The sequence below is a fragment of the Mesorhizobium sp. B2-3-2 genome (assembly GCF_006442295.1).
Classification (GTDB): domain Bacteria; phylum Pseudomonadota; class Alphaproteobacteria; order Rhizobiales; family Rhizobiaceae; genus Mesorhizobium.
On sequence record NZ_VFWA01000005.1, the window covers coordinates 251,096 to 276,313 of the forward strand.

General features: G+C 63.9%; 21 protein-coding genes. 11 read left to right on the forward strand and 10 right to left on the reverse strand.

Going from position 1 to position 25,218, the window contains the following annotated elements:
- Window positions 1-221: 221 nt before the first annotated feature.
- From FJ964_RS15350 to FJ964_RS15360, 3 genes are all read right to left on the reverse strand, one after another.
- Entirely contained in the window at window positions 222-1,367 is a 1,146-nt protein-coding gene (locus FJ964_RS15350; protein ID WP_140551145.1) for an efflux RND transporter periplasmic adaptor subunit, read from the reverse strand.
- A gap of 56 nt (window positions 1,368-1,423) precedes the next feature.
- Window positions 1,424-2,032 (reverse strand): TetR family transcriptional regulator, encoded by a 609-nt coding sequence (locus FJ964_RS15355; RefSeq protein WP_140551146.1) that lies wholly within the window; start codon window positions 2,030-2,032, stop codon window positions 1,424-1,426.
- 367 nt (window positions 2,033-2,399) lie between these two features.
- The gene (locus FJ964_RS15360; RefSeq protein ID WP_140551147.1) at window positions 2,400-4,040 is read right to left on the reverse strand and encodes an acyl-CoA synthetase; all 1,641 of its coding nucleotides are present in this window, start codon (window positions 4,038-4,040) and stop codon (window positions 2,400-2,402) included.
- 193 nt (window positions 4,041-4,233) lie between these two features.
- Here FJ964_RS15360 and FJ964_RS15365 point away from each other — a divergent pair, with 193 nt between their 5' ends.
- The 4 genes from FJ964_RS15365 (at window position 4,234) to FJ964_RS15380 (ending at window position 7,923) form a co-directional block, all read left to right on the forward strand.
- The gene (locus FJ964_RS15365) at window positions 4,234-5,199 is read left to right on the forward strand and encodes a sugar-binding transcriptional regulator (RefSeq protein WP_140551148.1); all 966 of its coding nucleotides are present in this window, start codon (window positions 4,234-4,236) and stop codon (window positions 5,197-5,199) included.
- Window positions 5,200-5,278: 79 nt separating this feature from the next.
- Window positions 5,279-7,333, forward strand: a complete 2,055-nt coding sequence (locus FJ964_RS15370; protein ID WP_140551149.1) for a bifunctional aldolase/short-chain dehydrogenase — start codon at window positions 5,279-5,281, stop codon at window positions 7,331-7,333.
- Between the two features lie 57 nt (window positions 7,334-7,390).
- Window positions 7,391-7,648, forward strand: a complete 258-nt coding sequence (locus FJ964_RS15375) for a type II toxin-antitoxin system RelB/DinJ family antitoxin (RefSeq protein WP_140551150.1) — start codon at window positions 7,391-7,393, stop codon at window positions 7,646-7,648.
- A 2-nt stretch (window positions 7,649-7,650) separates the two neighbouring features.
- Window positions 7,651-7,923 (forward strand): type II toxin-antitoxin system YafQ family toxin, encoded by a 273-nt coding sequence (locus tag FJ964_RS15380; protein ID WP_140551151.1) that lies wholly within the window; start codon window positions 7,651-7,653, stop codon window positions 7,921-7,923.
- Between the two features lie 80 nt (window positions 7,924-8,003).
- Here FJ964_RS15380 and FJ964_RS15385 read toward each other — a convergent pair whose 3' ends face one another.
- The 3 genes from FJ964_RS15385 to FJ964_RS15395 all read right to left on the reverse strand — a co-directional run bounded on the left by FJ964_RS15385 (window position 8,004) and on the right by FJ964_RS15395 (window position 11,696).
- Window positions 8,004-9,056: a substrate-binding domain-containing protein gene (locus tag FJ964_RS15385; protein WP_140551152.1), complete on the reverse strand. Its 1,053-nt coding sequence runs from the start codon at window positions 9,054-9,056 to the stop codon at window positions 8,004-8,006.
- Window positions 9,057-9,096: 40 nt separating this feature from the next.
- Entirely contained in the window at window positions 9,097-10,092 is a 996-nt protein-coding gene (locus FJ964_RS15390; protein WP_140551153.1) for an ABC transporter permease, read from the reverse strand.
- A 92-nt stretch (window positions 10,093-10,184) separates the two neighbouring features.
- Window positions 10,185-11,696, reverse strand: coding sequence for a sugar ABC transporter ATP-binding protein (locus FJ964_RS15395; RefSeq protein WP_140551154.1), 1,512 nt, complete (start codon window positions 11,694-11,696; stop codon window positions 10,185-10,187).
- A 135-nt stretch (window positions 11,697-11,831) separates the two neighbouring features.
- Between FJ964_RS15395 and mtnK the strand changes: the two genes are divergently transcribed.
- Complete coding sequence (gene mtnK, locus FJ964_RS15400; protein ID WP_140551155.1) at window positions 11,832-13,103, forward strand: S-methyl-5-thioribose kinase; 1,272 nt, start codon at window positions 11,832-11,834, stop codon at window positions 13,101-13,103.
- Window positions 13,100-14,194 (forward strand): S-methyl-5-thioribose-1-phosphate isomerase, encoded by a 1,095-nt coding sequence (gene mtnA, locus FJ964_RS15405; protein ID WP_140551156.1) that lies wholly within the window; start codon window positions 13,100-13,102, stop codon window positions 14,192-14,194. The genes mtnK and mtnA overlap by 4 nt, the downstream gene beginning before the upstream one ends.
- Before the next feature lie 37 nt (window positions 14,195-14,231).
- On the opposite strand, the gene FJ964_RS15410 is transcribed toward mtnA, so the two are convergent.
- The 4 genes from FJ964_RS15410 to nanR all read right to left on the reverse strand — a co-directional run bounded on the left by FJ964_RS15410 (window position 14,232) and on the right by nanR (window position 18,064).
- A complete protein-coding gene (locus FJ964_RS15410) occupies window positions 14,232-15,032 on the reverse strand; it encodes a TIM barrel protein (protein ID WP_140551157.1) in 801 nt (266 codons plus the stop codon).
- A 60-nt stretch (window positions 15,033-15,092) separates the two neighbouring features.
- On the reverse strand, window positions 15,093-15,938 hold the full coding sequence (locus FJ964_RS15415; protein WP_140551158.1) for a phosphogluconate dehydrogenase C-terminal domain-containing protein: 846 nt from the start codon (window positions 15,936-15,938) through the stop codon (window positions 15,093-15,095).
- A gap of 45 nt (window positions 15,939-15,983) precedes the next feature.
- Window positions 15,984-17,246, reverse strand: a complete 1,263-nt coding sequence (locus FJ964_RS15420; RefSeq protein ID WP_318013078.1) for a ribulose-bisphosphate carboxylase large subunit family protein — start codon at window positions 17,244-17,246, stop codon at window positions 15,984-15,986.
- Window positions 17,247-17,350: 104 nt separating this feature from the next.
- Window positions 17,351-18,064 (reverse strand): transcriptional regulator NanR, encoded by a 714-nt coding sequence (gene nanR, locus FJ964_RS15425; RefSeq protein WP_140551160.1) that lies wholly within the window; start codon window positions 18,062-18,064, stop codon window positions 17,351-17,353.
- 349 nt (window positions 18,065-18,413) lie between these two features.
- On the opposite strand from nanR, the gene FJ964_RS15430 reads away from it, so the two are divergent.
- The 5 genes from FJ964_RS15430 (at window position 18,414) to FJ964_RS15450 (ending at window position 25,200) form a co-directional block, all read left to right on the forward strand.
- Window positions 18,414-19,436 (forward strand): ABC transporter substrate-binding protein, encoded by a 1,023-nt coding sequence (locus tag FJ964_RS15430; RefSeq protein WP_140551161.1) that lies wholly within the window; start codon window positions 18,414-18,416, stop codon window positions 19,434-19,436.
- Window positions 19,437-19,510: 74 nt separating this feature from the next.
- Window positions 19,511-21,994 carry an ATP-binding cassette domain-containing protein gene (locus FJ964_RS15435; protein ID WP_140551162.1) on the forward strand — a complete coding sequence of 828 codons (2,484 nt, stop codon included), beginning with the start codon at window positions 19,511-19,513 and terminating at the stop codon, window positions 21,992-21,994.
- A complete protein-coding gene (locus FJ964_RS15440; RefSeq protein ID WP_140551163.1) occupies window positions 21,991-23,040 on the forward strand; it encodes an ABC transporter permease in 1,050 nt (349 codons plus the stop codon). Before FJ964_RS15435 ends, FJ964_RS15440 begins: the two co-directional genes overlap by 4 nt.
- Before the next feature lie 103 nt (window positions 23,041-23,143).
- Window positions 23,144-23,971 (forward strand): phosphogluconate dehydrogenase C-terminal domain-containing protein, encoded by an 828-nt coding sequence (locus tag FJ964_RS15445; protein WP_140551164.1) that lies wholly within the window; start codon window positions 23,144-23,146, stop codon window positions 23,969-23,971.
- A 287-nt stretch (window positions 23,972-24,258) separates the two neighbouring features.
- The gene (locus tag FJ964_RS15450) at window positions 24,259-25,200 is read left to right on the forward strand and encodes a D-ribose ABC transporter substrate-binding protein (RefSeq protein WP_140497809.1); all 942 of its coding nucleotides are present in this window, start codon (window positions 24,259-24,261) and stop codon (window positions 25,198-25,200) included.
- The last annotated feature ends 18 nt before the right edge of the window (window positions 25,201-25,218 follow it).

Consider the following 25,218-nt stretch of genomic DNA (forward strand, 5'->3'; position numbering starts at 1 on the left):
CAAGGCAGGTTCATCATGCCGTTCATGCGTTCTTCGTCTGGCTTCCGGGCGGCGAAGCTCCCTCAAGCGGAGAGACTCGCATCGCGTGTGACGCGACAATGATGCGGGGGAGCCATCTTGCCGGCGTCTCGACGATCGGGCGCCTGCCGCCCGGAACCATGGCCTGCCCGGTCTTGCGGCTCGCACCGACAGGACAGGGAGGGTTTCGTTGTGCCTGGCTGTCAGCGCAGGCTGCTGGTGGCAGCGTCGTCCGCCGCCGAGGCGGACTGCTGGAGACTGTCGCCGGACAGCTTGACCTTCAGATTGTCGGTCATGAACTGCGTGCCAGCGGCAACCACGACGTCGCCCTGCTTGAGGCCGTCGGCAACCGCGACGCCGTCGGCGGTGAAGTTCGCGATCTTGACCGGGCGCGAATGCACGGTGTCGCTGCCGCGGTCGACGGCCCAGACGATCTTCTGCCCGTCCTTTTCAGCCAAGGCGCTGAGCGGGATCGAGACCAGCTGGGTCTTGCTGTCGACCGTCGCCTGCACGTTGGCGGTCATGCCGAGCAGCACGCGCGGGTCGTTGGGGAGCGAGACGCGAACGGCGAAGGTGCGCGACTGCGGGTCGGCGCTGCCGGCAACTTCGCGGACCTTGCCGGCAAGCGTCAGCGCATCGTCCGCCCAGAAGCTTGCCTTGACCTCCTTGCCCGGCCTGAAGCCCGCAATATCCATTTCCGGCACAGCGATCAGCACTTCCTTCTCGCCATCGACGGCAACCGTCATCACGGGCGTGCCGGCAGCGACCACCTGGCCGACGTCGGCACTGACCGCGGTGACGATGCCGTTCTCGCTCGCCTTGAGGTCGGTGTAGTGGACCTGGTTCTGAGCCTGGGCGAGCGTCGAGCGGGCGGCATCGCGCGTCGCGACCGCCTGGTTGTAGGTCAGCGTCGCCTGCTCGAGCTGCGATTTCGGCGCGAAATTCTTGGCATAAAGCTGCTCGGCGCGCTTCCTGGCGAGATCCACCGTCTCGACCTGGCGCTCGGCGGCGTCAAGGCTCGCCGCCGTGCTCTTGACCGAAAGCTCGTAATCGGAGGGATCGATGCGGGCGAGGACGTCGCCCGAGGTGACATGCTGGCCGATGTCGACGAGCCTTTCGGTGACCTTGCCGGCAACGCGGAAGCCGAGATTCATCTCGGTGCGGGCACGCACCGAACCGGAATAATCGAGCTGGCGCGTGGTCTGCGCCGCGCCGATCTCGACGACCTTGACGGGGCGGATGATATCCTTGACCTCCGCCTTCTCCTGGGAACAGCCGGCAAGGCCGAGCGCCGCGACGATCAGGCCGGCAACCGGCAGCCAGCGGATAATGGAATTGGACGAAGACACCTTAGCACTCCCAAACTGGAGATTGATTGTCATTGCCGGCGCCCGGCGGGCGGCGGCTACTTCTTCAAGGCCTTGATCGCATAGTCGATGAGGTCGTCGGGCATTGCCCGGTTGGTCTTGGCAAGACACTGGGCCACCATCTGCGGGTGGCACAAAATGACCGTGGCCGCGCCGAAGCAGCGCGACGCAATCACCGGATCCTGCTCCCTGAATTCGCCGGCCGCGATGCCCTCGCGGATCACCTCGGCAAAAAGATCGTGGATACTGTCGACATGCTTGTCGATGACGCCCCAATCGCGCTCGAGGGCGACGATGACCATCTCATGGACCTTCTGGTCGTCGAGCATGACCTCCATGGTCATCTTGTACTGCGCGTGCACGTAGCGCCGCAGCCGTTCCTCGGCGCTGATCGGCAAATGCATGATCTCGTAGGCCATCCTGTAGCTGGCCCCGAGCATCCGGCCGCAGACCGCCTGGTGGATTTCGACCTTGGACGCAAAGAAGCGATAGATGTTGGCTGGCGACATGCCGAGTTCGCGGGCAATGTCGGCGACATTGGTCTTGCCGTAGCCATAGTGCCGGAACAGGCGCTCGGCGCAATCGAGAATGCGCGTCACATTCTCCTGGCGGGCGGCATCGGCGACGATGTTGGCGGTTTCGGACATAGCCTCTTTCGATTTACTAGTGATGAATTTTGATTTTCGTCACTCGTAAATCGAAAGGAACGAGATGTCAACACGGATTCGGCGTACGCGTACAAAATGGTGACAGATGGTGACAGCGAGGGGTGCCTCGCCTCGCGAAGCGACGTCGCGGAAACCCAGGATCCCCGTGGCCTTGCGGCCGAGCTCCGGCAGTCGAGGATGGTTGCCGTGGGCTACAGTAACTTCCTGATCCACCTCATTTTTGACCGACGTCAGGGCATGGATCCTAGGGTCTGTGCCGCGTCGCTTGCTCCTTGCTTCGCTGGGATGACGAAGTCACAAGGCCCGCCGCAAATTGTCGAGGGCATAGCAAGGGCGGCCATGCGGCCTACGCCTCCTTTGCCATTTCCCTGAGCCGGAATTTCTGGATCTTCCCAGTCGAGGTCTTCGGGATCTCGGCGAACACCACCGCTTTCGGCAGTTTGAAGCGGGCAAGCAGCGCCCGGCAATGCTCGATGATCTCGGCCTCGGTCGCTGTCTTGCCGGGCTTCAGCTCGACATAGGCGACCGGCACTTCGCCCCATTTCTCGTCCGCCCGCGCCACCACGCCGCAAGACGCAACGGACGGGTGCTTGTAGAGCGCGTCCTCGACCTCGATCGAGGAAATGTTCTCGCCGCCCGAAATGATGATGTCCTTGGAGCGGTCCTTGAGCTGGATATATCCATCCGGATGCATGACGCCGAGATCGCCGGAGTGGAACCAGCCGCCGGCGAACGCCTCGTCGGTCGCCTTGCGATTCCTGAGATAGCCTTTCATGACGATGTTGCCGCGGAACATGACCTCGCCGATGGTCTTGCCGTCGGCGGGCGTCTGCGTCATCGTTTCGGGATCCATCACCGTGAGGCCTTCGAGCGCGGCGTAGCGCACGCCTTGCCTGGCCTTCCTCGTGGCTCTCTGCCCCTTCTCCAGATGATCCCACTCATTGTGCCATTCGTTGACCACTGCCGGGCCGTAGGTCTCGGTCAGACCATAGAGATGCGTGACGGCGAAGCCGGCATCGGCCATGCCGGTGAGCACCGCTTCCGGCGGCGGCGCGGCGGCCGTGTTGAAGGTGACGGCTTGCGGGAACTGGCGCTTGTCCTCATCCCTGGCGTTGATCAGCACCGACATGACGATCGGCGCGCCGCACAGATGGGTGACGCCGTGGTCGGCGATGGCGTCGTAGATCTGCTTCGGCCGAACCCAGCGCAGACAGACATGGGTGCCGGCCTGGACGGCCAAGGTCCACGGAAAGCACCAGCCATTGCAGTGGAACATCGGCAGCGTCCATAGATAGACCGCGTGCTTGGCCATGCCGGCATGGACGGTGTTAGCGTAGGCCATCAGCGCAGCACCCCGATGATGGTAGACAACGCCTTTCGGATTGCCTGTCGTGCCCGAGGTGTAGTTGAGCGAAATGGCGTCCCACTCGTCGTCTGGCATCGACCAGGCGAAATTCTCCTCGCCCTCGGCAACGAAGGCCTCATAATCAAGAGTGCCGATGCGACCGCCCTTCGGATAGGGAGCGTCCGCGGCGTAGTCGGGATCGTCATAGTCGATGACCAAGGGCTTCACCTTGGCCAGATCGAGCGCTTGCCGAACCACTGCGGAGAATTCTCGATCGACGATGAGCACCCTGGTCCCGGCATGGTCGAGCTGGAAAGCGATCACGGCGGCGTCGAGGCGGGTGTTGAGCGAATGCAGCACCGCCTTGGTCATTGGCACGCCGAAATGCGCCTCCAGCATCGGCGGCGTGTTCGACAGCATCACCGTCACCGTGTCGCCCTTGCCGATGCCGCGCCTGGCAAGCGCCGAGGCGAGCTGCAGCGAACGGTGCCAGAAATCGCGATATGTCACGCGCTGCCGGCCATGGATGATGGCGACATGATCGGGATAGGTCTTGGCTGCCCGCTCCAGATAGGTGAGCGGCGTCAGCGGCTGATGGTTGGCAGCGTTCCTGTCGAGATCCTGTTCGTAAGGATTGCCCATCCTGTCCTCCCCGAATGTCCTTTTGCCGACAAGTTCTAATCACAGGTTCGGGCCGCGTCACCAGCGACGATGCCACGACAGGCCACGTTTGGCGCAATGATGATCTAGATTTGGCGCGCGTAAAGGCATCACGTACCTCCCCGCGGTTTGACTTTTGTCGAGAGCCGTGACTAATGTCAGCCGAGGAGACGGCATGGCGATCCGACCGGCAGAACAACTTATCCACAAGGCCGCCTGGCTCTATTATGCGCATGGCCTGCGCCAGGATCAGGTGGCGAGCCAGCTTAACATTTCCCGCGCCTCGGTGGCCATGTATCTGCGCAAGGCGCGCGAGACCGGTATCGTCAACATCTCGACCTCGACCCAGCTTTTCACCGACGACGTCATGGCGCGCAAGCTCGAGGATGCGCTCGGTCTCGACGCGGTCTGGATCGCACCGGAGAACGGCCATATCGCCGATCCCGCCACCGATATCGCGGTGCTGGCGGCGAGCGTCTTTCTTGAATTGGTGAAAAAGGGCGACCGCATCGGCGTCGCCTGGGGGCGCACCGTCTACATGATCGCCGACATCATGTCCTACGCCGATCTCCAGGATGTTACCGTGGTGCAGCTCTGCGGCAATCTCGGCGCGCCCTATTCCTATCGTCCCGACCAGTGCACGATGGAGATCGCGCGGCGGCTCAACGCCAAGGGCATCAATTTCTACGCGCCGCTGGTGCTGACCACCGAAGAACTGGCACGAGGCCTGCGGGCCGAACCGGTTATCCTCGAACAGCTGTCGAGCATCCACGAATGCGATCTGGCGCTGTATTCGGTCGGCGCGGTCGATGCCGACAGCCATCTGGTCAAATGCGGCGCGCTGACATCAGACGAAATGGCCGACCTGCGCAAGGCGGGCGCGGCCGGCGTCATTGCCGGGCAGATCATCGATGCCGAGGGCAAGGTGCTCGACTGCGGCTACAACCGCCGGGTGATCTCGGCGGAGCTTTCCTCGTTGCGCGCCATCCAGAAGCGGCTGATGGTGGTGCAGGAGAACAGCAAGTTCGAACCCCTGCTCGCGGCGATCGCCGGCGGCCTTTGCACACATCTGGTGGTCGGCGCCGATATGGCGCAGCGGCTTCTGGATCATGCCGGAGCGCCAGGCAAAAAGGTATCCTAGAGACCATTCCTGCCGCGGCCGTCATCAAGGCGTCGCGGCATTCCTGTTTCACCACTATGACAGCAACCGGACGAAGCTAATGAAAAACCTGTGGAATGACGGCGATGCGGAGAAGATGGTTGCCGACTATGCAAAGAAAGGCGTCGGACGCGACCTCGCGCTACGCGTCTACACGACGCGCCTGCTGGGCGGCGAGCCGCGACTGGTGCTGCATGGCGGCGGCAACACCTCCTGCAAGACCAAGGCGACCGACCTCGTCGGCGAGGAATGGGACGTGCTGTGCGTCAAGGGCAGCGGCTGGGACATGGCGGTCATCGAGCCGCAGGGCCTGCCGGCGGTGAAGATGGGCGCGCTCCTCAAGGCGCGCGCGCTGGACAAGCTCTCCGATGAGGACATGGTCGCGCTGCAGCGGGCGAACCTCATCGATCCGTCCTCGCCCAATCCTTCGGTCGAGACATTGCTGCATGCCTTCCTGCCGCACAAATTCGTCGACCACACGCACTCGACCGCCATACTGGCGATCGTCGACCAGGAAGACAGCAAACCACTGGTGAAGACGGTGTTCGGGACCAAGATGGGCTACGTGCCCTACATCATGCCGGGCTTCGACCTCGCCAAGGCGGCGGCCGACGTCTTTGATGCCGATCCTGATGTGGAAGGACTGGTCCTCGACAAGCACGGCATCTTCACCTTCGGCGACGACGCCAGGCAGGCCTACGATCGGATGATCCATTATGTGAACGTCGCCGAGGCGTATATTGCCAGCCACGCCAAGCCAAAGGCGGCAAAGGCCGCACTACCGGTAAAGCTTGCGTCGCCGGCTTCCGTCGCGCCGATGCTGCGCGGAGCCGTGGCGGTGGCGCGCGGCGAAGGCCGCTTCGACCGCATGATCAGCGATTTCCGCACCTCGGACGCGATCGTCGATTTCATCAATTCGGCCGAGATCGCTGACTATGCCGCACGCGGCGTGTCCACGCCGGACCTGTCGATCCGCATCAAGACCGGGCCGATGGCGGTACCGGCGCCCGACGCGGACAAGTCCGGCGACTACAAGGCCGTCATCAAGAGCCATGTCGACGCCTTCGCCAAGGAATACCGCGCCTATTTCGAGACCAATGACGCGCTCGACGACGTCAAGCGCACCATGCTCGACCCGATGCCACGACTGACGCTTGTGCCGGGGCTCGGCATGTTCGGCCATGGCCGAACGCTGAAAGACGCCAGGATCGCTTCCGACGTCGGCGAAATGTGGATCGAGGCCGTGCGCGGCGCCGAGGCGGTCGGCCGTTTCCATCCGCTTTCGAAGGCCGACCTGTTCCCGCTCGAATACTGGTCGCTGGAACAGGCCAAGCTCGCCTCCAACAAGCCGAAGCCGCTGACCGGCCAGGTGGTGCTGATCACCGGCGGTGCCGGTGCGATCGGTGCGGCGATCGCCAAGCTGTTTGCGGATAATGGCGCCCATGCGGTGGTCGTCGATCTCGATGGCGAAAAAGCCGCTGATGCGGCCAAGAAAGCGGGCAACAATTCGATCGGCGTCGCCGCCGATATCACCGATCCGCGCCAAGTGCGTGCAGCCTTCGACAGGGCCGTTGCCGTGTATGGCGGCGTCGACATAGTGGTGTCCAATGCCGGTGCCGCCTGGGAAGGCCGGATCGGCGAACTTGACGACGCGCTGCTGCGCAAGAGCTTCGAACTCAATTTCTTCGCCCACCAGTCTGTGGCGCAGAACGCGGTGCGCATCATGCTCGAACAAGGCACCGGCGGCGCGCTTTTGTTCAACACCTCCAAGCAGGCGGTCAATCCGGGGCCGAAATTCGGCGCCTATGGCGTGCCGAAGGCCGCGACTTTGTTCCTGTCCCGGCAATACGCGCTTGATTACGGCGCGCATGGCATCCGCTCCAACGCCGTCAATGCCGACCGCATCCGCTCCGGCCTCTTGACCGACGCCATGATCGCCAGCCGTTCGGGCGCGCGCGGTGTCTCGGAGAAGGAATACATGTCCGGCAATCTGCTCGGCCAGGAGGTGACGGCGCAGGACGTGGCGCAGGCCTTCCTGCATCACGCGCTGGCCGACCGGACCACCGCCGACGTGACGACGGTCGACGGCGGCAACATCGCGGCGGCGCTGCGGTAGGCTTGCAAGATCTGCACACTGTAGCTACATTGTGGCTCAACAGAAGGGAGTCGCGATATGGCTACAGATGCAGTGGTCCGCGCACGGATCGACGCCGCGACGAAGGATCAGGCAACGGAGGCTTTGGCAGCTATGGGCTTGTCGGTCTCTGATGCCATTCGTCTGTTGCTGGTCCGCGTCGCCGCCGACAAGGAATTTCCCTTTCCGGTAAAAGTGCCGAACGCTACCACTCAAAAGGCCATGGCCGAATTGGAGAAAGGCAAAGGAAAGCGTTTCGCCTCGGCCGATGAGTTGTTCAAGGATTTGGGGCTCTAAGCATGCCAGAGCCCATTCGCTCCGGGCAATTTCGCCGGGATGTGAAGCGTATGGAAAAGCGTGGCAAGAACCTTGGGAAATTGCGTGATCTGCTAGGCCTGCTCATCGCCGGGCATGATCTGCCGGCGATGTACAAGGATCATCCTCTGAAAGGCGACTGGAAAGGCTTTCGAGATGCGCATATCGAGCCGGACTGGCTCCTGATCTACCGCGTTGTCGGTGACGAATTGCAGCTTGCCCGTACCGGTTCGCATTCCGACCTGTTCAAAGAGTGACTCTGCGGAATAGCCGCCCACGGCGATCTGCTGCGGGCGGCTCTCAATACATGTAATTCTGCACGCCGAAAGTGCCGAACCTACTTCGCGTTCGGGTTCGGCATCCAGGCAGGCATCGCGACATCGGCATGGGCGAACTGCGGCAGCTTGGCCGACAGATCCTCCATGTTCTTGATGTCCTTGTCGAGAAGGTCCTTCTGGGTGATCAGCGTCGGCGGCACGACGACGTTGTGGCCGGGGTCTTCGCCGGCGAGCAGCTGCGCCAGCGCACGCACCGAGACCTGGCCCACGACGGCCGGGTTGGTGGCGGCGGTTGCCGCCCAGGCGCTGTCGGGCTCCCGCATCGCCGCGATGTCCGAGGTCGAGATGTCGGCCGAATAGATCTTGATGTCCTTGTTCAGGCCTGCCTCGTCGACGGCGATCTTCACGCCCTTGGCGAACTCGTCATAGGGAGCGAACATCACCTTGATGTCGGGATGGGCGGTCAGCACCGAGCGCGCCTGGTTGGCAACGGAGTTGGCGATCGGGTTGTCCAGCGTGCCGAACATGGCGACTTCGTTGATGCCCGAATATTTCTTCTTCACGTCGACCCAGGTTTCGTTGCGGCGGTCGAGCGGGGCGATGCCCGCGACATAGACATAGCCGGCCTTCCAGCTATCGCCATTATCCTTGACCGCCTGCTCCAGCGCGAGGCGCGCAAGGTCGCGGTCTGACTGCTCGATCTGCGGGATCTTGGGGTTTTCGACATTGACGTCGAAAGCGACCACCTTGATGCCGGCGTCGACCGCGCGCTGGGCGGCGTCCTTCATCGATTCCGTCAGGCCGTGCTGGATGATGATGCCTTGCACGCCAAGCGCGATGGCCTGATCGACCATGTCGGCCTGGAGGGCGGCGTCCTGGCGGCTGTCGAGCACGCGCAGGTCGACGCCGAGGGCCTTGGCTTGCGCCTCGACGCCGGACAGATAGGCCTGGAAGAAGTCACCGGTCGAGAGATAGCGCACCAGGGCGATCTTGACGCCGGGCTTGTCGAACGGCGCCGGGCGGTCGGCTGCCAGAGCCGTCCCTTGCATCAGCAGCGCCGCGCCGGCGAGCCCGAGCGCTGCCTTGCCCAAAAGTCTTCTTGTGATGTTCACGTCGTTTCCTCCACTTGTTGAAATGCAACCCGGTCGAAATCTATGTCCTGCCCCTGCCGGAAAGAGCGAAGGTGAAGACAAGGGCGACGACCAGAACGGCGCCCTTGATGAAATCCTGCGTGTAGTATGGCGCGTTCATCATCGTCAGACCCTGGAGAAGGACGCCGACAAAGACCGCGCCGACAGCCGTGCCGAACGCGTTCGGCTTGGCGGCGCCGAGAACCGCGTAGCCGATGAGCGCCGCGGCGACGGCGTCGAGCAGAAGATTATTACCCGAGGCGATATCGCCGCGTCCAAGCCGCGCGGCGAGCAAAATACCGCCGATCGAGGCAAAAACTCCTGAAATGATATAGGCCCAGATTTTGTATGCCTTGACAGGCGCGCCGGCGAGCTCGGCGGCGCGCTCATTGGAGCCGACGGCATACATCATGCGGCCGAAACGGGTGTATTCGAGGAAGAACCAGATCAGCACCGCAAGCACCGCCAGAACGACGACCGAGACCGGAACGAGATTGGGAATGAAGAAGTCGAAGCGGTGGCGGCCGAGCGCCAGGAACGCCTCGCCGAACTTGCCGTTGGCGACCGAGCCGTCGGGCATGGTCATGCCGGTGGCGATCGAGCGGCCTTCGGTCGGGATGCGCTGCAGGCCGACCAGCAGGAACATCATGCCGAGCGTCGCCAGCAGGTCCGGCACGCGCATATAGACGATCAACCAACCATTGATGAGCCCAACGATAACGCCGATCAGCAGGCAGACGATGACCGCGACGACAGCGTTCTGCTCCAGCACGACCATGACATAGGCCGCCGCCATCATGGCTGACGTAGCGACCGAGCCGATCGACAGGTCGAAACCGCCAACGACCAGCGTGGCGGTGACGCCAAGCGCCAGCACGCCGGTGATGGCGACCGACTGGAAGATGAAGACCGCACTTTGCGGCGAAACGAAACCGTCGGCGGCGATCGCGAAATAAGCGACGAGCCCGAACAACAGGACGATGAAACCGTAGCGGATGGCGTGGTTGCGCTGCGTCATTCAGCGCTCCCGCGCGCCGCTGCCATTTTTACCCAACTCGAACCCATGCTCTCCATTCCAATTGTCGTCGCCAGTTCTTCAATTCCAGCCGGTCAAGCCGCGCGGTGCGGCAGCCCGCCGGCCACCTCGGCCAGCAGGCGATCGAGATCGACGTCCGCGTTGCGGTGTTCGCCGACGATGGTCTGCTCCGACATCACCAGGATACGGTCGGCCGTCTCCAGCGCCTCGTCGAGTTCGGTGACGAACAAAAGCGTCGCGCGGCCATTGGCGCTTGCCCTCAGCTTGGCTGCGATGTCGCGCCTGGCCGAGATGTCGACACCTTGAAACGGCTCGTCGAGAATGAACAGGCTCGCATCCTGCGCCATCCAGCGGGCAACCATCACCTTCTGCTGGTTGCCACCGGACAATGCCGACATTTCGTCCTTCTCGGAGCGGCAGACGATGCCCAATTCCTGGATCTGCCGGCGCGCCGTGGCGCGTTCCCGGCGGCGCTTGAGCACGCCCAGGTTCGACATCCGCCTCAGGAACGGCAGGCTGACATTGCGCTCGATGTTGAAGCCGCCGACGATGCCGCTGGTGGCGCGATCCTTGGCGACGAGGAAGACGCCGGCGGCGATCGCATCGCCGGCCGAGCGCGGCGCGTAGGGCTTGCCGTTCATCGTCATGGTGCCGGCGAGAGGCCTGCGCACGCCGAACAGCGTCTCGGCAAGCGCTGTCTTGCCGACACCAACCAGCCCGGTGACGGCGACGACCTCGCCGTCGCCAAGCGTCAGCGATATCGGCCTGGCGCCCTGGGCGATACGCAGGCCCTCGACGGTTAGCACCGCCCGGGCCGAATGCCTGGCGACGATCTGGTCGAGGTGGATCTTGCGGCCGAGCATGGCATTGACCGCGCCTTCGTAGTCGAGCGGCTTCTTGTCGAAGACGCCGGACACGGCGCCGTCGCGCATCGAGACAATGCGGTCGGCAAGCCGCCTGATATCGGACATCCGGTGCGAGATGTAGAGGATCGCCACGCCTTGCGCGCGCAGCCTGTCGACCAGCGCAAAAAGCCGATCGGCTTCGGCGCTCGATAGCGATGAGGTCGGTTCGTCGAGGATCAGCACTTTCGGCTGATGTGCCAGCGCGCGGGCAATCGCCACCATCTGGCGATCGGCCAGCGAGAGATCGCTGACGCGCGCCTTCAAGTCGATCGCCAGGTCCATGCGGTCGGCAACGGCCTTGGCCTCGCGACGCACACGGACCGGATTGAACAGGATCGGTGCGCCTTTGCCGCTCAGCCTGTCCAATGTCAGGTTCGTGGCCACGTCAAGATCGGCGACGACACCGTCATTGATGTTCTGGTGAACGGTGACGACGCCCGCATGGATTGCTTCCGCCGGCCTTCCCGGCGCAAAATCCTGGCCGGCCAAGGTCATGGTGCCGCCATCGCGTTCGTAGACGCCGCTGACGATCTTGACGAGGGTGGATTTGCCGGCGCCGTTGGCGCCCATCAGCACGGTCACTTCGCCGGCATGGAGTTCGAGCGAGACGCCGCCAAGCACCTCGTTGCGGCCAAAGGATTTCCTCAGTCCCTCTACGCGGAACACGGCATTGCCGACCATGCGTTCCTCCCTGACGGTGACGCTATGGGCTGCATCGGCAATTGTCAACACGATTGACAATTGCCAGAGCGCTACCTAGCTTGGCCCCGCCGTCGTGGCTCCGCTATTATTGAGGGACGAGCAGGAGAGGTGAGGATGACCGGAAAGACGCCGTTCGAGCCACTGTCGGTGGAGACGCTCGCCACGCGGCTCAGCACTAACGAGGCGCTCACCCGGCGCATCGGCGAGGACGCCAGCCGCTGGAAGGTGCGCGAGGTCGGCGACGGCAACCTGAATCTCGTCTTCATCGTCGAGGGCGACAAGGGCGCGGCGGTGGTCAAGCAGGCCCTGCCCTACGTCCGGCTGGTCGGCGACAGCTGGCCGCTGCCGCTGAAGCGTTCCTTCTTCGAATATCACGCGCTGACGCGGCAAGAGGCGCGCGCGCCGGGCTCGGTGCCGGCCATCTACCATTTCGACGAGACCCAGGCGCTGATCATCATGGAGTATCTGTCGCCGCACATCATTTTGCGGCGGGCGCTGATCGAGGGCCGGCAATTGCCCAACATCGCCAGGGATATCGGGCTGTTCATGGCCCGCACCCTGTTTCGTGGCTCCGATTTCTCGATGGTGACCAGGGATCGCAAGGCGGATCTGGCCCTGTTTGCGGACAATGTCGAGCTGTGCGACATCACCGAGAACCTGGTGTTTTCCGATCCTTATTTCGACGCCAAGCTAAACCGCCACACCTCGCCGCAGCTCGACGCCTTGGTTGCCGAGTTGCGCGTCGACCGCGACCTCAAGGTGGAAGCGCAGCGCCTGAAACATCTGTTCGCCGCCAATGCAGAGACATTGCTGCATGGTGATCTGCATTCCGGCTCGATCATGGTCACCGATACAGAGACCAGGATGATCGACCCAGAGTTCGCCTTCTACGGGCCAATGGCTTTCGACGTCGGCATGCTGCTCGCCAACTTCTGGATGGCCTTCTTTTCGCAGCGAGGCCATGAGCAGAACGGCAAGCGCGACGCCATGCGCGCCTATCTGCTCGATGTCACAGCGCAGACGTGGTCGGTGTTCCGCGCCGAGTTCTCGCATCTGTGGCGCACGGAGCGCAACGGCATGCTCTACCAGAAGAGCCTGTTCGAGGATCAGGGCGACAGGCTGGGCGCCGAGCAGGCGCTCGACCATGTGCTGCACCAGATCTGGGACGACCTGCTCGGCTTTGCCGGCATCGAGGTGCACCGGCGCATACTCGGCCTCGCCCACAATGCCGATTTCGAAACCATTGCCGACGAAGACCTGCGCGCCACATGTGAAGCGAGGGCGCTGAAGTTCGGCCGCCACATCGCCGTCAACAGGCGTCATATCCACAGCATCGACGAGGTCAACAACCTCGCCACGCTGATCGAACAGGAGAACCGCATTTGAACGTCGGCGAGCGCCACTATCGCACTATCTGGCTGAGCGACGATGGGCGCTCGGTGGAGATCATCGACCAGCGCTGGCTGCCGCATGACTTCCGTATCGTGAAGGTCGATACCGTTGACGGCGTCGCCACCGCCATCCGCGACATGTGGGTGCGCGGCGCGCCGCTGATCGGTGTGACCGCTGCCTATGGCGTCGCCATGCAGATGGCGGACGATCCGTCGGATGCCGCGCTCGATGCCGTCTGGGAGACGCTCCACGAGACGCGTCCGACGGCGATCAATCTGCGCTGGGCGCTGGATGAGATGCGGCGCTTCCTGCGGCCGCTTCCGACGGAACAACGGGCTGCCGCCGCCTATCGGCGCGCCAGCGAGATCGCCGACGAGGATGTCGGGCTCAACCGCGCCATCGGCGAGAACGGTCTCGCCATCATCAAGGACATCGCTGCGCGTAAAAAGCCGGGCGAAACGGTCAACATCCTGACGCATTGCAACGCCGGCTGGCTGGCCACCGTCGACTACGGCACGGCCACCGCGCCGATCTACCTGGCAACGGAGGCCGGCATTCCGGTCCATGTCTATGTCGACGAGACGCGGCCGCGCAACCAGGGCGCCCAGTTGACGGCCTGGGAGATGGCCGGCCACGGCGTGCCGCACACGCTGATCGTCGACAATGCCGGCGGCCACCTGATGCAGCGCGGTGCAATCGACATGGTCATTGTCGGCACCGACCGCACCACCGCCGACGGCGACGTCTGCAACAAGATCGGCACCTATCTGAAGGCGCTCGCCGCCTCCGACAATGACGTGCCGTTCTACGTTGCGCTGCCTTCGCCGACCATCGACTGGACGGTGGGCGACGGACTTGCCGAAATCCCGATCGAGGAACGCTCCGGCGACGAGGTTTCGCTGGTGTGGGGCAAGACCGCGAGCGGCGAGATCGCCCAGGTGCGCGTCTCGCCGGAAGCGACGCCCGCGGCAAACCCCGCCTTCGACGTGACGCCGGCGCGGCTGGTCACCGGTCTGATCACCGAGCGCGGCGTCGCCAAGGCCTCGCGCGACGGGCTGAAGGCAATGTTCCCGGAGCGGGGATAGTCGGCTCTCGCAAGGGCCAGGAACCACCTTTCGCGGTTCAGAAGGTGCTGCTCTTTGCGATCTCCAGCGAGTTGACGAAATCCAGTGAACGCCGCAGCGCGCGACGAATGGTGGCGATATCCACCGGCGTGCTTCGCCGCTGGGGATCGCGGCGCTGCGGGCGCTGCAGCCGCAATGGCAGTTCGATGCTGACCGGCAGCGTCGCGGGAAGCGCTGCCCAGTACGGTCCGTAGCCGATCGAGCCGTCGCCGATGGCACAAAACGCCCATCCCTCGCCGGTGCTCGCGACATCCTTCAGATGGGCATGCCCAATCGCCTCGATGGCACCAGCGATATCTGGCGCCGGCTGCATCGCTTCGTTGCTGTAGGTAAAGACATTTCCAGCATCGTGGTTCAGGCGCACATGTCGCGAGCCGATGTCGCGGATGAAGCCTGCCCCCAGCCGGGCGCCGCCGAGCAGATCGCCTTGGCCGTGCCCGGGGTTCTCGAGTGCCAGAACGATGCCGGCTTCCTCCAGCTTCGGCAGGAGGGCGTCGATCGTTTTGCGGATCGCCGCGCTGTTTCTCGCCGGGCCGGCATTGGTGATCAGGAAGGACGCACCAAGACCGGCGGCAAAGCCGATGCGGCGGGACAAGGCGTCGACGGCATCGGCTCCGGAGAGGTCGAGATGAGCCGATACGGCATTGATCCCCAGCCCGGCATGTTCCGCTGCCCGGCGCAGCTTCGCGGCCTGCGCAGCCGCAAACATGCTTTCATCGAAATCGACATAACCACGGATGAAGGCCGGCTCGACATGGAGGGCGCCGGCCGCTGCAATCTCCTCGAGGGCCAATTCCATGGAATAGCCATCGAAGAGCGCGGTCGATACCGAGACGGTCCGGCGCGGCGAAGGCAGGGCTCAGGCTCCCTTGCCGTAGACGATCAATTCCGAGGCTTCCTTCACCTTGGCCGGAGACAGCGCTTCGCGCCAGTCGTCCCGGACCACGACCCCCTTGGCGAACCGCATCAGGCGCAGCGCCGCATCGGACGGCACTTTCGGAGAGAAGCCGAACCACATGGCGATCTCGACGTTCAGATGGCCTATCAGGAAGTCCATCGCGGCCTGTCTGGGAATGCCATATTTGCGCTCACACTCCTCGACGGCCTCGACCATGGTGTCGACGAAGGGCATGGCCACCATTTCGGACAGGCCCGGCTCCAGGATCGCCAGTTGTTCGACGGTGACGCGATGGCTGTCGATGATCGGCGACCACATGGCCTTGCACACTTGCTCGCCAAGCGCATAGTGCTCTTCCGGACCTTGCATCAGGGCACACACGATCGATTGCCTGGCGATGCCGCCATGGTAATCGCGACGCGCGGCCCACTCCGTCTCGTCGCCGAACAGCGGCGGATGGCAGGGATGGCCGACGAAATAGGTGAGATCCGGCCGATCCGCGGGCAAGTCGCCGGCATAGGGCGCTGCCGCATCCAGAATGAGGATCATGGTGCCCGCGGCAAGCATCGGCGAGATCTGCCGCGCCACCTGGCCGATGATATTGTCCGGCAGAGCCATCACCACGACCTTGGCGCCAGGAATGCCCTCCTCCATGGCGACGGCGCCGATGTCGGCTTCTCCCAGCCGCTTGCGGCCGGCCTCGCCGATCTCCACGGCGCGGACATCGTAGCCCGCTTCGATCAGCTTGCGTGTCACGCGGAAGCCCATCTTCCCTCCGGCTCCAAGCACCGCCACGGATGTCGTCATTTGCTTCTCTCCCATTTGCCTTGATGGCGCGCCGATGGCGCAGATTCAGCCGAACGCTTGCAGCGCGGCTTCGAGCTCCGGATGCGTGGCGGCGTAGTCGCGCGCGGGAATGCCTGCCGCCGCGGCTTCGAAAGCATCATGCAGGCTTCGGACGCCGGCGGCCGGCCCGCCTGGATGCGCCATGATCCCGCCGCCGCAGCAGTAGATGAAATCGTCCGAGCCGAGCCTCGTATAGGTCTCGGCTGCCTGCACAGCGCTCTGTCCAGACGAAAACACCGGCATGACGGTATCGGGACGGCCAGCCCGTTCGAACATCGGGGTGAGACAGCCATGGGCCGACGCCATCACCGACTCGTCCGGCTCGCAGAACTTGTTGGACAGCCCGTTGACGTGCATGTGGTCGATGCCCGCCAGGCGCCAGAATTTCTGATAGGCGAGATAGCTCATGCCGAGATCGGGAGAGCGGCTGAAGAGGCCCCAGCCGGCCCGATGGCCGTGCAGCGCAACGGCGGAGTGGCGGCGCATCTCGATGACGGCGGACAGGCCGACGGAATTCAGGACCAGCATGGCGCAGGTCCCGCCACGGCGCTCGATCAGATCCAGCTGGCGACGCATGGCGTCGATGTCACCGGAAATGTTGGCCGCATACATGACCTTGCGCCCGGTCCTGTCGGCGTGCCTGTCTATCACCGCCATGACCGCTTCGAACCGGTGTTCGAACGGCGAATGCGGAGGGTCTCCCATCAATTCGTCGTCCTTGATGAAATCAAGGCCCGCGGCAATCAGCGTGTCGGCCAGGGCCGCCGTCTCCTGCGGGCTAAGACCAACGCTCGGCTTGACGATGGTGCCGATCAGCGGACGCCCTTCGACGCTCGTGAGGCGACGCGTTCCCTCAACGGCGAAAGCGGGCCCTGGATAGGCATCCGCGAAGGCATCGGGAAAGGTAAGGTCGAGGAGACGCATGGCCGAAAAATGATGCAGCTCGAACAGATTGCCGAGAACCGTCGACCAGACCGAAGCCAGCACTGTCCCCGTATTCTCGATGTTCCAGGAAAGGCCCACCTTGGCCCGGCGCGGCCTCACGGTCGCATCTTTTGGCGAGCGCGAGAACGGCAACGCCTCGCTGTCGACCTCGGCAACATCGCTGATGAATTCGACGCGGGCTCCGAACCTGCGCAGCAGCTCCGGCGTTTCCCCGGGTATGGCACGAAACGTCCCGCTTGATTGTTCGCCCGCCATTGCAGCCGCGGCAACCTCCAGCGGGTAGCGGGTTTCGATCAGATAGGTGGCGCGGAGGCGACCGGACAATGCAGGCTTCCCGGCTGGAATGATGTTCATGGAGCGACCGTTAGCACCAAAAAGATATCATGTCATCACATGAGTTTTCCCAGGCAAAAAAATTCGCCGACCGCTCAGCCGGCTCCGCCGCCGGCCAGTTTGGAATAAAGTTCGTTGGCGCGGCCGATGTGGTCGGCCATCGCGGCGCTCGCGCCTTCCGCATCACCACTGGCAATCGCCTTGTAGATCCGCTCGTGCTCCTCGACGGTCAGCCGCTCGGCGCCTTTCATCGCCACCAGATCCCGCTTGAAACGGGACAGCCATTCGAGCATTCCCTTCGCCACCGCCGCTATCATCGAATTGCCGCTCATCTCGGCGATGACGGCGTGGAACTCCATGTCGGCGGCCACGAACCGGGCCTGGTCGCCCTTTGCCTCGCGCAAATGACGCAAGGTCTCCGCGAGGCGTTCCAGACTTTTGGCCGTAGCGCGCCGCGTGGCTATCCGGACTAGGCCCGTTTCCAGCAAGAGCCTGACTTCCTTGAGTTCTTCGAGCCCGCGAGAGTTCGTCGCCAGCATCATGACCATCGCCGCGGAGACCTGATCGACGATCACATCGGGCGTCGGATTGATGACGCGGGCGCGTTCTCCGTGCGAGATCCTGATAAGTCCCATCTGTTGCAGCGACAACATCGCTTCCCGGATCGAGGGCCGACCGACGCCGATCATCGTCATCAATTCCTTTTCCGACGGCAATTGAGAGCCGGGCGGGAATTCGGACGTCGAGATTGCCGCCATCAGCCGGTCAAGCACCTCCACATACAATTTCTTTTTCTGGACCGGCTCCATCCGTCCCTCCCTGGGTGTTCGCGGCATAGTCGATCCCGAGTCGTGTCGGCAGACAAGGGTCGAGCGATCGATTGACATTACATATATGATGACCTAACGTCCGTCTACGGCCGGCTTTGGACCGCTTGCCGGGGCAGGCCGGCTCTGTTTGGCCAAGGAAAGAACGAAGCGACGGCCGAGCTTCGTCTCGTCCACAATCCAAAGGAGGTTTCGGCGATTGGGTTGCGGTGCCCGCTTGCCTATTTGGTATGCTGGTATAACATGTAGCTGGTATGGCGTCTTTCGGATGGACGCTGTAGCGAAATGGCAAGGCCGATCCTATCGGCCGGTGTTTTTGGGAGGAAATATCATGAAGTTTTCAACCGTGGCGGCGCTCGCCGGCGCCGTGCTGGTCAGCGTCTCGGCTGTGCCGGCAATGGCGTCACCGGATGCGCCGGTGATCGCGCTCGCCAACGCCTATTACGGCAACACGTGGCGGCACCAGATGGTGGAGGCTTTCGAAGCCTCGGCCAAGGAGGCCAAGGCGGCCGGTCAGATCGCCGACTACATCGTCATGAACGGCGACGGCTCGGTAGCGCAGCAGAACAGCCAGATCGCCGAACTGATCCTCAAGAAGGTCGACGTGCTCGCTGTCGACGCCGCCTCGGAAACCGCGGTCAACGGGATCATCGAAAAAGCCTGCAAGGCCGGCATCATCGTCGTTTCGTTCGATTCGGTCGCCTCGGCGCCTTGCAACTACCAGCTCAACTTCGACTTCAAGGGCTACAAGGCAGCCCAGGCCGAGGCCGTTTTCAAGATGATCGGCGGCAAGGGCAACGTCATCCAGGTGCGCGGCGTGAAGGGTTCGGCGCCCGACAACGACATGTTCAACGCGCAACAGTCGGTACTGGCCAAATATCCCGATATCAAGGTCGTCGCCACGGTCTACGGCCAGGCGACCGCGTCGGTCGCACAGGCGGCCATCGCCAACGTGCTGCCCTCGCTGCCGCATGTCGACGCCGTGCTCGCACAGGGCGGCAGCGACGATGTCGGCATCGCCCAGGCGTTCGTCCAGTATGGCGGCGACTATGCCGGCAAGATGCCGATCATCGAAGGCGGCGGCGGCACCGACTTCGTCAAATGGTGGGCCGAGGAGAACGCCAAGAACGGCTACCAGACGATCTCGATGAACACCACACCAGGCATTGGCGGCGCCGCGTTCTGGCTCGGCCTGTCGCTGCTCAAGGGCGCCAAGGCACCCAAGGTGATGATCATGCCGGTGGCCACCGTCGATGCCGGCAACCTCAAGGAATACGCAAAGCTGCCGGGCGGCCAGATCATCAGCCCCAGCTATTCGCTCGACTGGGTCAAGCAGAACCTGCTGAGCAAGTAAGGTTGGCAACGCCAGGGACCGGCCGCCGCGGAACGGCCGCGCCCGGTCCCTGCCCGTGAAGAAACGGAGGACGAATGTCCCATCTCGCCGTAGCCGCCCCGGAAGGCGCAGCCGCAGCGGTGCTCGCCGATCCGACCCGGCAGAGCGTTGTTTCGCTTTCCGGGATCACCAAGAGCTTCGGACCGACGCTGGCGAATATAGAGATCGACCTCGCCGTCTCCGCCGGCGAGATCATCGGGCTGGTCGGCGGCAACGGCGCCGGCAAATCGACGCTGATGCGCATCCTCTGCGGGGCGATGTGGCCGACCCTGGGCTCGATTTCGTTTGCCGGTCAGAATATCGGCTTCGCCGGCTACGACACGGCGGAGGCACAGCGCCGCGGCATCCGCATGGTGCACCAGGAATTGTCGCTGTGCGCCAACCTCTCGGTGGCCGAAAACTTCTTCCTGGAAATTCCGGCGGATGCCGCCAACCGGCCGGGCTGGCGGGCACTCTACAGGGCGCGCGCCCGCTCGGCGCTGGACGCCGTCTTCCCCGCAAACGGCATCGATGTGAATGCCGAAGTCGGCCACCTCTCCATCGCCGAACGGCAAATGGTCGAGATTGCACGGGCCGCCGCGACACCCGGCGTCAAGCTGATCATTCTTGACGAGCCGACCTCCTCGCTCGATCTCGATCGCTCGAGACAGTTGCGGGGCTTCATCCGCGAGCGGGCCAAATCCGGCCTCGCCTTCATCTTCATCAGCCACAAGCTTCAGGAAATCATCGACATCGCCACCCAGGTGGTCGTGCTGCGAAATGGACGCACGGCCTGGCGCGGCGATGTGGCCGAGACGTCGATCGGCAGGCTGGTGCAACTCATGGGAGGCGACGCCAATTCGATCCACCAGCACGGTACCGCCGCCACCGGCAGCCGCGAAGCGCTGGTGCGCCTGTCCGGGTTCCTGACGGCTGAACTCGGCCGCGACATAGAGATCGGCCGCGGTGAGATCATCGGACTGGCAGGCCTCGAGGGCAGCGGCCAGAAAGAGTTGCTGCACGCAATCTTCAAGCCCGGTTCCGGAACGGATGCGGCCGTCGTCAGAAAGGGTGAAGCCGGTTTCATCGCGGGCGACCGCCAGAAGGAAGGCGTGTTCCCCTTGTGGAGCGTGCTGGGCAATATCAGCATCGGCGCCCTGGCGCGTCGCCCGGCGCTGGGCTTGGTGTCGGACCGCGCCAACCGCGCGGCAGCGGCCGATGCCGCCGGCCGGCTGCGGCTCGACGAAACCCGCTTCGGATCCAACATATTGGAGCTCAGCGGCGGCAACCAGCAGAAGGCGCTGGTCGCCCGGGCGCTCGTCGCCGACACGCCGATCGTCCTGCTCGACGACCCGACGCGCGGCGTCGACATCGCCACCAAGCAGGATTTCTACCGCCTCTGCAACGACATTGCGCGAGGCGGGCGCACGCTCATCTGGCACACGACCGAAGATGCCGAACTCCTGGCCTGCGATCGCGTGCTGGTATTTTCCGGCGGCCGCATCGTCAAGGAACTGGCTGGCGAGGCGATCACGGAATCGGCCATCGTTGGAGCGTCCTTTGCCCAGCAGGCGGACAAAGCCGCCGGTGTCGCGCGCAGCGGCGCTGCTGGCGCCGGGCTTGCCCGCCGGCTGGTGAACGCTGCCCCCTTCATCGGCCTCGCCGCCGTACTGGCCGTGATGATCTCGGCCAATCCGGCGGTCGCCTCCATTTTCGGGCTCGACCTCTTGCTCATGCCGGCGCTGTCGCTGGTGCTGGTGACCGCGGCGCAGATGTTCATCGTCGGCGGCAGCGAGATCGACCTCGGCGTCGGCGCGTTCGCGGGGCTCGTCAGCGTGCTCAGCGCCACGCTGCTCTACGACCAGCCGTGGCTCGGCGCGCTGGCGCTGTCGGCGGCGATCGCCGCCTATGCCGGCCTCGGCGGCCTGATCCAGGCGCGCAAGATCCCGGCCATCGTCGTGACGCTGGGCGCCTCGTTCATCTGGGTCGGGATAGGCTATGCGCTGCAGCCGACGCCGGGCGGCGCCAGCCCCGAATGGCTTTCGGCGATGTTCAACTGGTCGCTTGGCTTTGTGCCAACCTCGATCATCCTCATCGCCGCGGTGGCGGTCGTGGTGTTCGTGATCGACCGGCTGCCCCTCGGCGTGGTGCTGCGCGGTTTCGGCAACAATCCGACCGCGATGATCCGTTCCGGCTGGTCGCCGACGCGCTACGCGCTGGTGCGCTACCTCGTCGCCGGGCTGTTCGCCGCCGCCGCCGGCCTGTCGCTGACGGCGATCAACACGGCGAGCGACATCAATTCCGGTAATTCGTTCACGCTGCTCAGCGTCGCCGCCGTGGTGATGGGCGGCTGTTCGCTGCTGGGCGGCGTCATCTCGCCGGTCGGCGCCGTCGCCGGCGCGGTCACGCTGGCGTTGATCGGCGCCCTGCTCGGCACGCTGAGCGTGAGCAGCGACTTCAATGCGGCCACGCAGGGACTGATCCTCATCGCCCTGCTGACCTTGCGCAGCCTGACCGCGGACCGCAGGAGCGAACAATGAACGCGCTTGCCGCCTTCAGCCCTTGGGCGCAGAAAAACCGCTGGATCTGGTCCGCGATCGGGGTGCTGCTGCTCTGGCTGGTGCTGTCCATCGTCACCAACCGGTTCAGCCTCTCAAGCCTGTCCGGCATCATTCTGTCGGCCTCGTTCCTCACGGTCGTCGGCATCGGCCAGATGTTCGTCGTCACCACCGGGCGCGGGAATATCGACCTCTCCGTGGCCTCGGTGATCACGCTCAGCGCCTTCGTGGCGCTGCTGACCATCAAGGGCCAGGACGCCAATCTCGCCGTCGGCGTCGGCGCCGCGATCCTGCTCGGCCTTGCGGTCGGCGCTCTCAACGCGCAGCTCGTCGTCGGGCTGAACATACCGGCCATCATCGCCACGCTGGCGACGGGCTATGTGCTGGCGACCGCAACGCTGCTGTCGAACCGCGCGATATCGGGCTTCGCCGTCAGTCCGCTGTTGAAGACGCTGGCGACGGGCCGCGTCGCGGGCGTGCCGATCATGGCAGTCATCGCCATCCTGGGCGTCGCCGCAACGTCGTTCGTGCTACGCTATACAGTTTACGGGCAACTGCTCTCGGCAGTCGGCCAGAACCGCGCGGCGGCGCGGCTGGCAGCGATCCGCAACAACCGGGTCATCGCCTCGGCGTTCATCATCTCCTCGGTGCTGGCCTCGCTCAATGGGCTCCTGCTGGGCGCCTATATCGGCGGCGCCTTTCTTGAAATGGGCCAGCCCTATCTCCTGCAATCCATCGCTGCGGTGGTGCTGGGCGGGACGCTGATCTTCGGCGGCTCCGCGACGGCGCTCGGCACGCTGTTCGCCAGCATCCTTCTGATCCTCATCGTCACCACCATGCAGATCATCGGCCTGCCGCCTGGCGCGCAGGACATCGTTCAGGGCATCGTCGTCATTTTCGTGCTGGCGCTGGCCGGCCGGCAGGTGCTGTCGCGGCGCGCCGCCATCGATCCCACCGCCCTCGAGAGCGCAGGCGGCGACGGCGCGGCGAAACCCGGGGCGGGCGCTGCGGCAATCAGGACGCAGTGACAAAGAGGAAATGATTTCTCTTGCCAACTTGGTAGAGTGATCATACCAGTATATAAGGTGACGATTGGCGAGACCATCGTTCATTATTTAGGAGCAAGGCTAGATGACAACGATCGCGCTGTTCGGTGCCGGCGGCAAAATGGGCTACCGCCTTTCGACCAACTTCCGCGGCTCGCCCTATACGATCCGCCATGTGGAGGTCAGCGAGGCCGGGCGCGAGCGGCTGAAGACCGGGCTGGGCTTCGATACGGTCAGTGCCGACGAGGCGCTGGAAGGCGCCGAGGTGGTGATCCTGGCGGTTCCGGACACCCATATCGGCAAGGTCGCGGCAAGCATCGAAAGCAAGCTTGCGCCGGGCACGATGGTGATCGTTCTCGATGCCGCGGCGCCTTTTGCCGGCCATTTGCCCGATCGTCCCGACCTGACCTACTTCGTCACCCACCCCTGCCATCCGCCGATCTTCAACGACGAAACCGACATGGCGGCCAAGAAGGATTATTTCGGCGGCGTCAAGGCCAAGCAGCATATGGTCAGCGCACTGATGCAGGGACCGGAAGCGGACTACGCCAAGGGCGAGGCCATCGCCAAGATCATCTGGGCGCCGGTGATGCGCTCGCACCGCGTTTCCGTCGAGCAGATGGCGCTGCTCGAGCCCGGCCTTTCGGAGACCGTATGCGCCTCGCTGCTGGTGGTCATGAAGGAAGCGGTCGACGAGGTCGTGGCGCGCGGCGTCGACCAGCAGGCGGCCCTCGATTTCCTGCTCGGCCACATGAATGTGCTCGGCGCCGTGATCTTTGGCGAAACCAAGGGCGTCTTCTCCGACGCCTGCAACAAGGCCATCGAATTCGGCAAGCCGGTGCTGATGCGCGACGACTGGAAGCGGGTCTTCGAACCGGAAGAGATCGCAGCCAGCATCCAGCGGATTACCTGAGAAGGCCCGAGTCGGCTGGCCGCTTGGATACAGATCACCTGAATTAGTGGTTGACTCATCATACCAGTTGGCTTTAGCTGTTCCTGGACTCGCATCGGTCATGCTTCCCTGGAAGTTTTGAAGTTGACGCGAGTGGAGGACGGCGGGAGCGGAGCGGGGAGCAGTCCGGATGACAGCCGGCGATCGGCTATGAAATCCGGGCGGCGCGCTGCCGGCACTGCCTGACGAGTTCAATTGCAGACAGCGGCCTCGAACGATCGAGGCATGGGTTTCAACGGGAGGACTTCATGAAACTGACACGCAGAATGACGCTTGCCGCTTTCGCCGGCGTGCTGGCACTCGGCACGGCGATGCCCGCCTACGCGGCGGATCTCATCGCCATCATCACCCCATCGCACGACAATCCGTTCTTCAAGGCGGAAGCCGTCGGCGCCGAAGCCAAGGCCAAGGAACTGGGCTACGAGGCGCTGGTGCTGGTCCATGACGACGACGCCAACAAGCAGTCCGAGCTGATCGACACCGCGATCGGCCGCGGCGCCAAGGCGATCATCCTCGACAATGCCGGCGCCGACGCCACCGTCGCCGCCGTACAGAAGGCCAAGGACGCCGGCGTCCCCTCCTTCCTCATCGACCGCGAGATCAACGCCACCGGCGTCGCGGTGGCGCAAATCGTCTCCAACAACTATCAGGGGGCCCAGCTCGGCGCGCAGGAATTCGTCAAGCTGATGGGCGAGAAGGGCAATTTCGTCGAACTGGTCGGCAAGGAATCCGACACCAATGCCGGCATCCGTTCCAAGGGCTATCACGACGTCATCGACGACTATCCGGACCTGAAGATGGTCGCGCAGCAGTCGGCCAACTGGAGCCAGACCGAAGCCTATTCCAAGATGGAATCGATCCTGCAGGCCAATCCCGACATCAAGGGCGTCATCTCCGGCAACGACACCATGGCGATGGGCGCCTATGCGGCGCTTGCCGCGGCCGGCCGCAAGGACGTCATCGTCGTCGGCTTCGACGGATCGAACGACGTGCGCGATTCCATCACCTCGGGCGGCATCAAGGCGACGGTGCTGCAGCCTGCCTATGCCCAGGCGCAGATGGCGGTCGAACAGGCCAACGACTTCATCAAGAACAAGAAGTCGCCCGAGAAGGAAAAGCAGTTGATGGACTGCGTGCTCATCAATGGCGACAATGCCGCCAAACTGGAAACCTTCGCGCTGAAGAACTGAGCCGGCGCAACGCGAACA

Bases quoted from the DNA above. Each gene is read 5' to 3' on its own strand.
- FJ964_RS15370 (WP_140551149.1), top strand. From the start codon at position 5,279: ATGAAAAACCTGTGGAATGACGGCGATGCGGAGAAGATGGTTGCCGAC.
- FJ964_RS15435 (WP_140551162.1), top strand. From the start codon at position 19,511: ATGTCCCATCTCGCCGTAGCCGCCCCGGAAGGCGCAGCCGCAGCGGTG.
- mtnK (WP_140551155.1), top strand. From the start codon at position 11,832: ATGACCGGAAAGACGCCGTTCGAGCCACTGTCGGTGGAGACGCTCGCC.
- FJ964_RS15395 (WP_140551154.1), bottom strand. From the start codon at position 11,696: ATGGTCGGCAATGCCGTGTTCCGCGTAGAGGGACTGAGGAAATCCTTT.
- FJ964_RS15355 (WP_140551146.1), bottom strand. From the start codon at position 2,032: ATGTCCGAAACCGCCAACATCGTCGCCGATGCCGCCCGCCAGGAGAAT.
- FJ964_RS15445 (WP_140551164.1), top strand. From the start codon at position 23,144: ATGACAACGATCGCGCTGTTCGGTGCCGGCGGCAAAATGGGCTACCGC.
- FJ964_RS15365 (WP_140551148.1), top strand. From the start codon at position 4,234: ATGGCGATCCGACCGGCAGAACAACTTATCCACAAGGCCGCCTGGCTC.
- nanR (WP_140551160.1), bottom strand. From the start codon at position 18,064: ATGGAGCCGGTCCAGAAAAAGAAATTGTATGTGGAGGTGCTTGACCGG.
- FJ964_RS15415 (WP_140551158.1), bottom strand. From the start codon at position 15,938: ATGACGACATCCGTGGCGGTGCTTGGAGCCGGAGGGAAGATGGGCTTC.
- FJ964_RS15380 (WP_140551151.1), top strand. From the start codon at position 7,651: ATGCCAGAGCCCATTCGCTCCGGGCAATTTCGCCGGGATGTGAAGCGT.
- FJ964_RS15440 (WP_140551163.1), top strand. From the start codon at position 21,991: ATGAACGCGCTTGCCGCCTTCAGCCCTTGGGCGCAGAAAAACCGCTGG.
- FJ964_RS15375 (WP_140551150.1), top strand. From the start codon at position 7,391: ATGGCTACAGATGCAGTGGTCCGCGCACGGATCGACGCCGCGACGAAG.
- FJ964_RS15390 (WP_140551153.1), bottom strand. From the start codon at position 10,092: ATGACGCAGCGCAACCACGCCATCCGCTACGGTTTCATCGTCCTGTTG.
- FJ964_RS15450 (WP_140497809.1), top strand. From the start codon at position 24,259: ATGAAACTGACACGCAGAATGACGCTTGCCGCTTTCGCCGGCGTGCTG.
- FJ964_RS15410 (WP_140551157.1), bottom strand. From the start codon at position 15,032: ATGGAATTGGCCCTCGAGGAGATTGCAGCGGCCGGCGCCCTCCATGTC.
- FJ964_RS15360 (WP_140551147.1), bottom strand. From the start codon at position 4,040: ATGGGCAATCCTTACGAACAGGATCTCGACAGGAACGCTGCCAACCAT.
- FJ964_RS15430 (WP_140551161.1), top strand. From the start codon at position 18,414: ATGAAGTTTTCAACCGTGGCGGCGCTCGCCGGCGCCGTGCTGGTCAGC.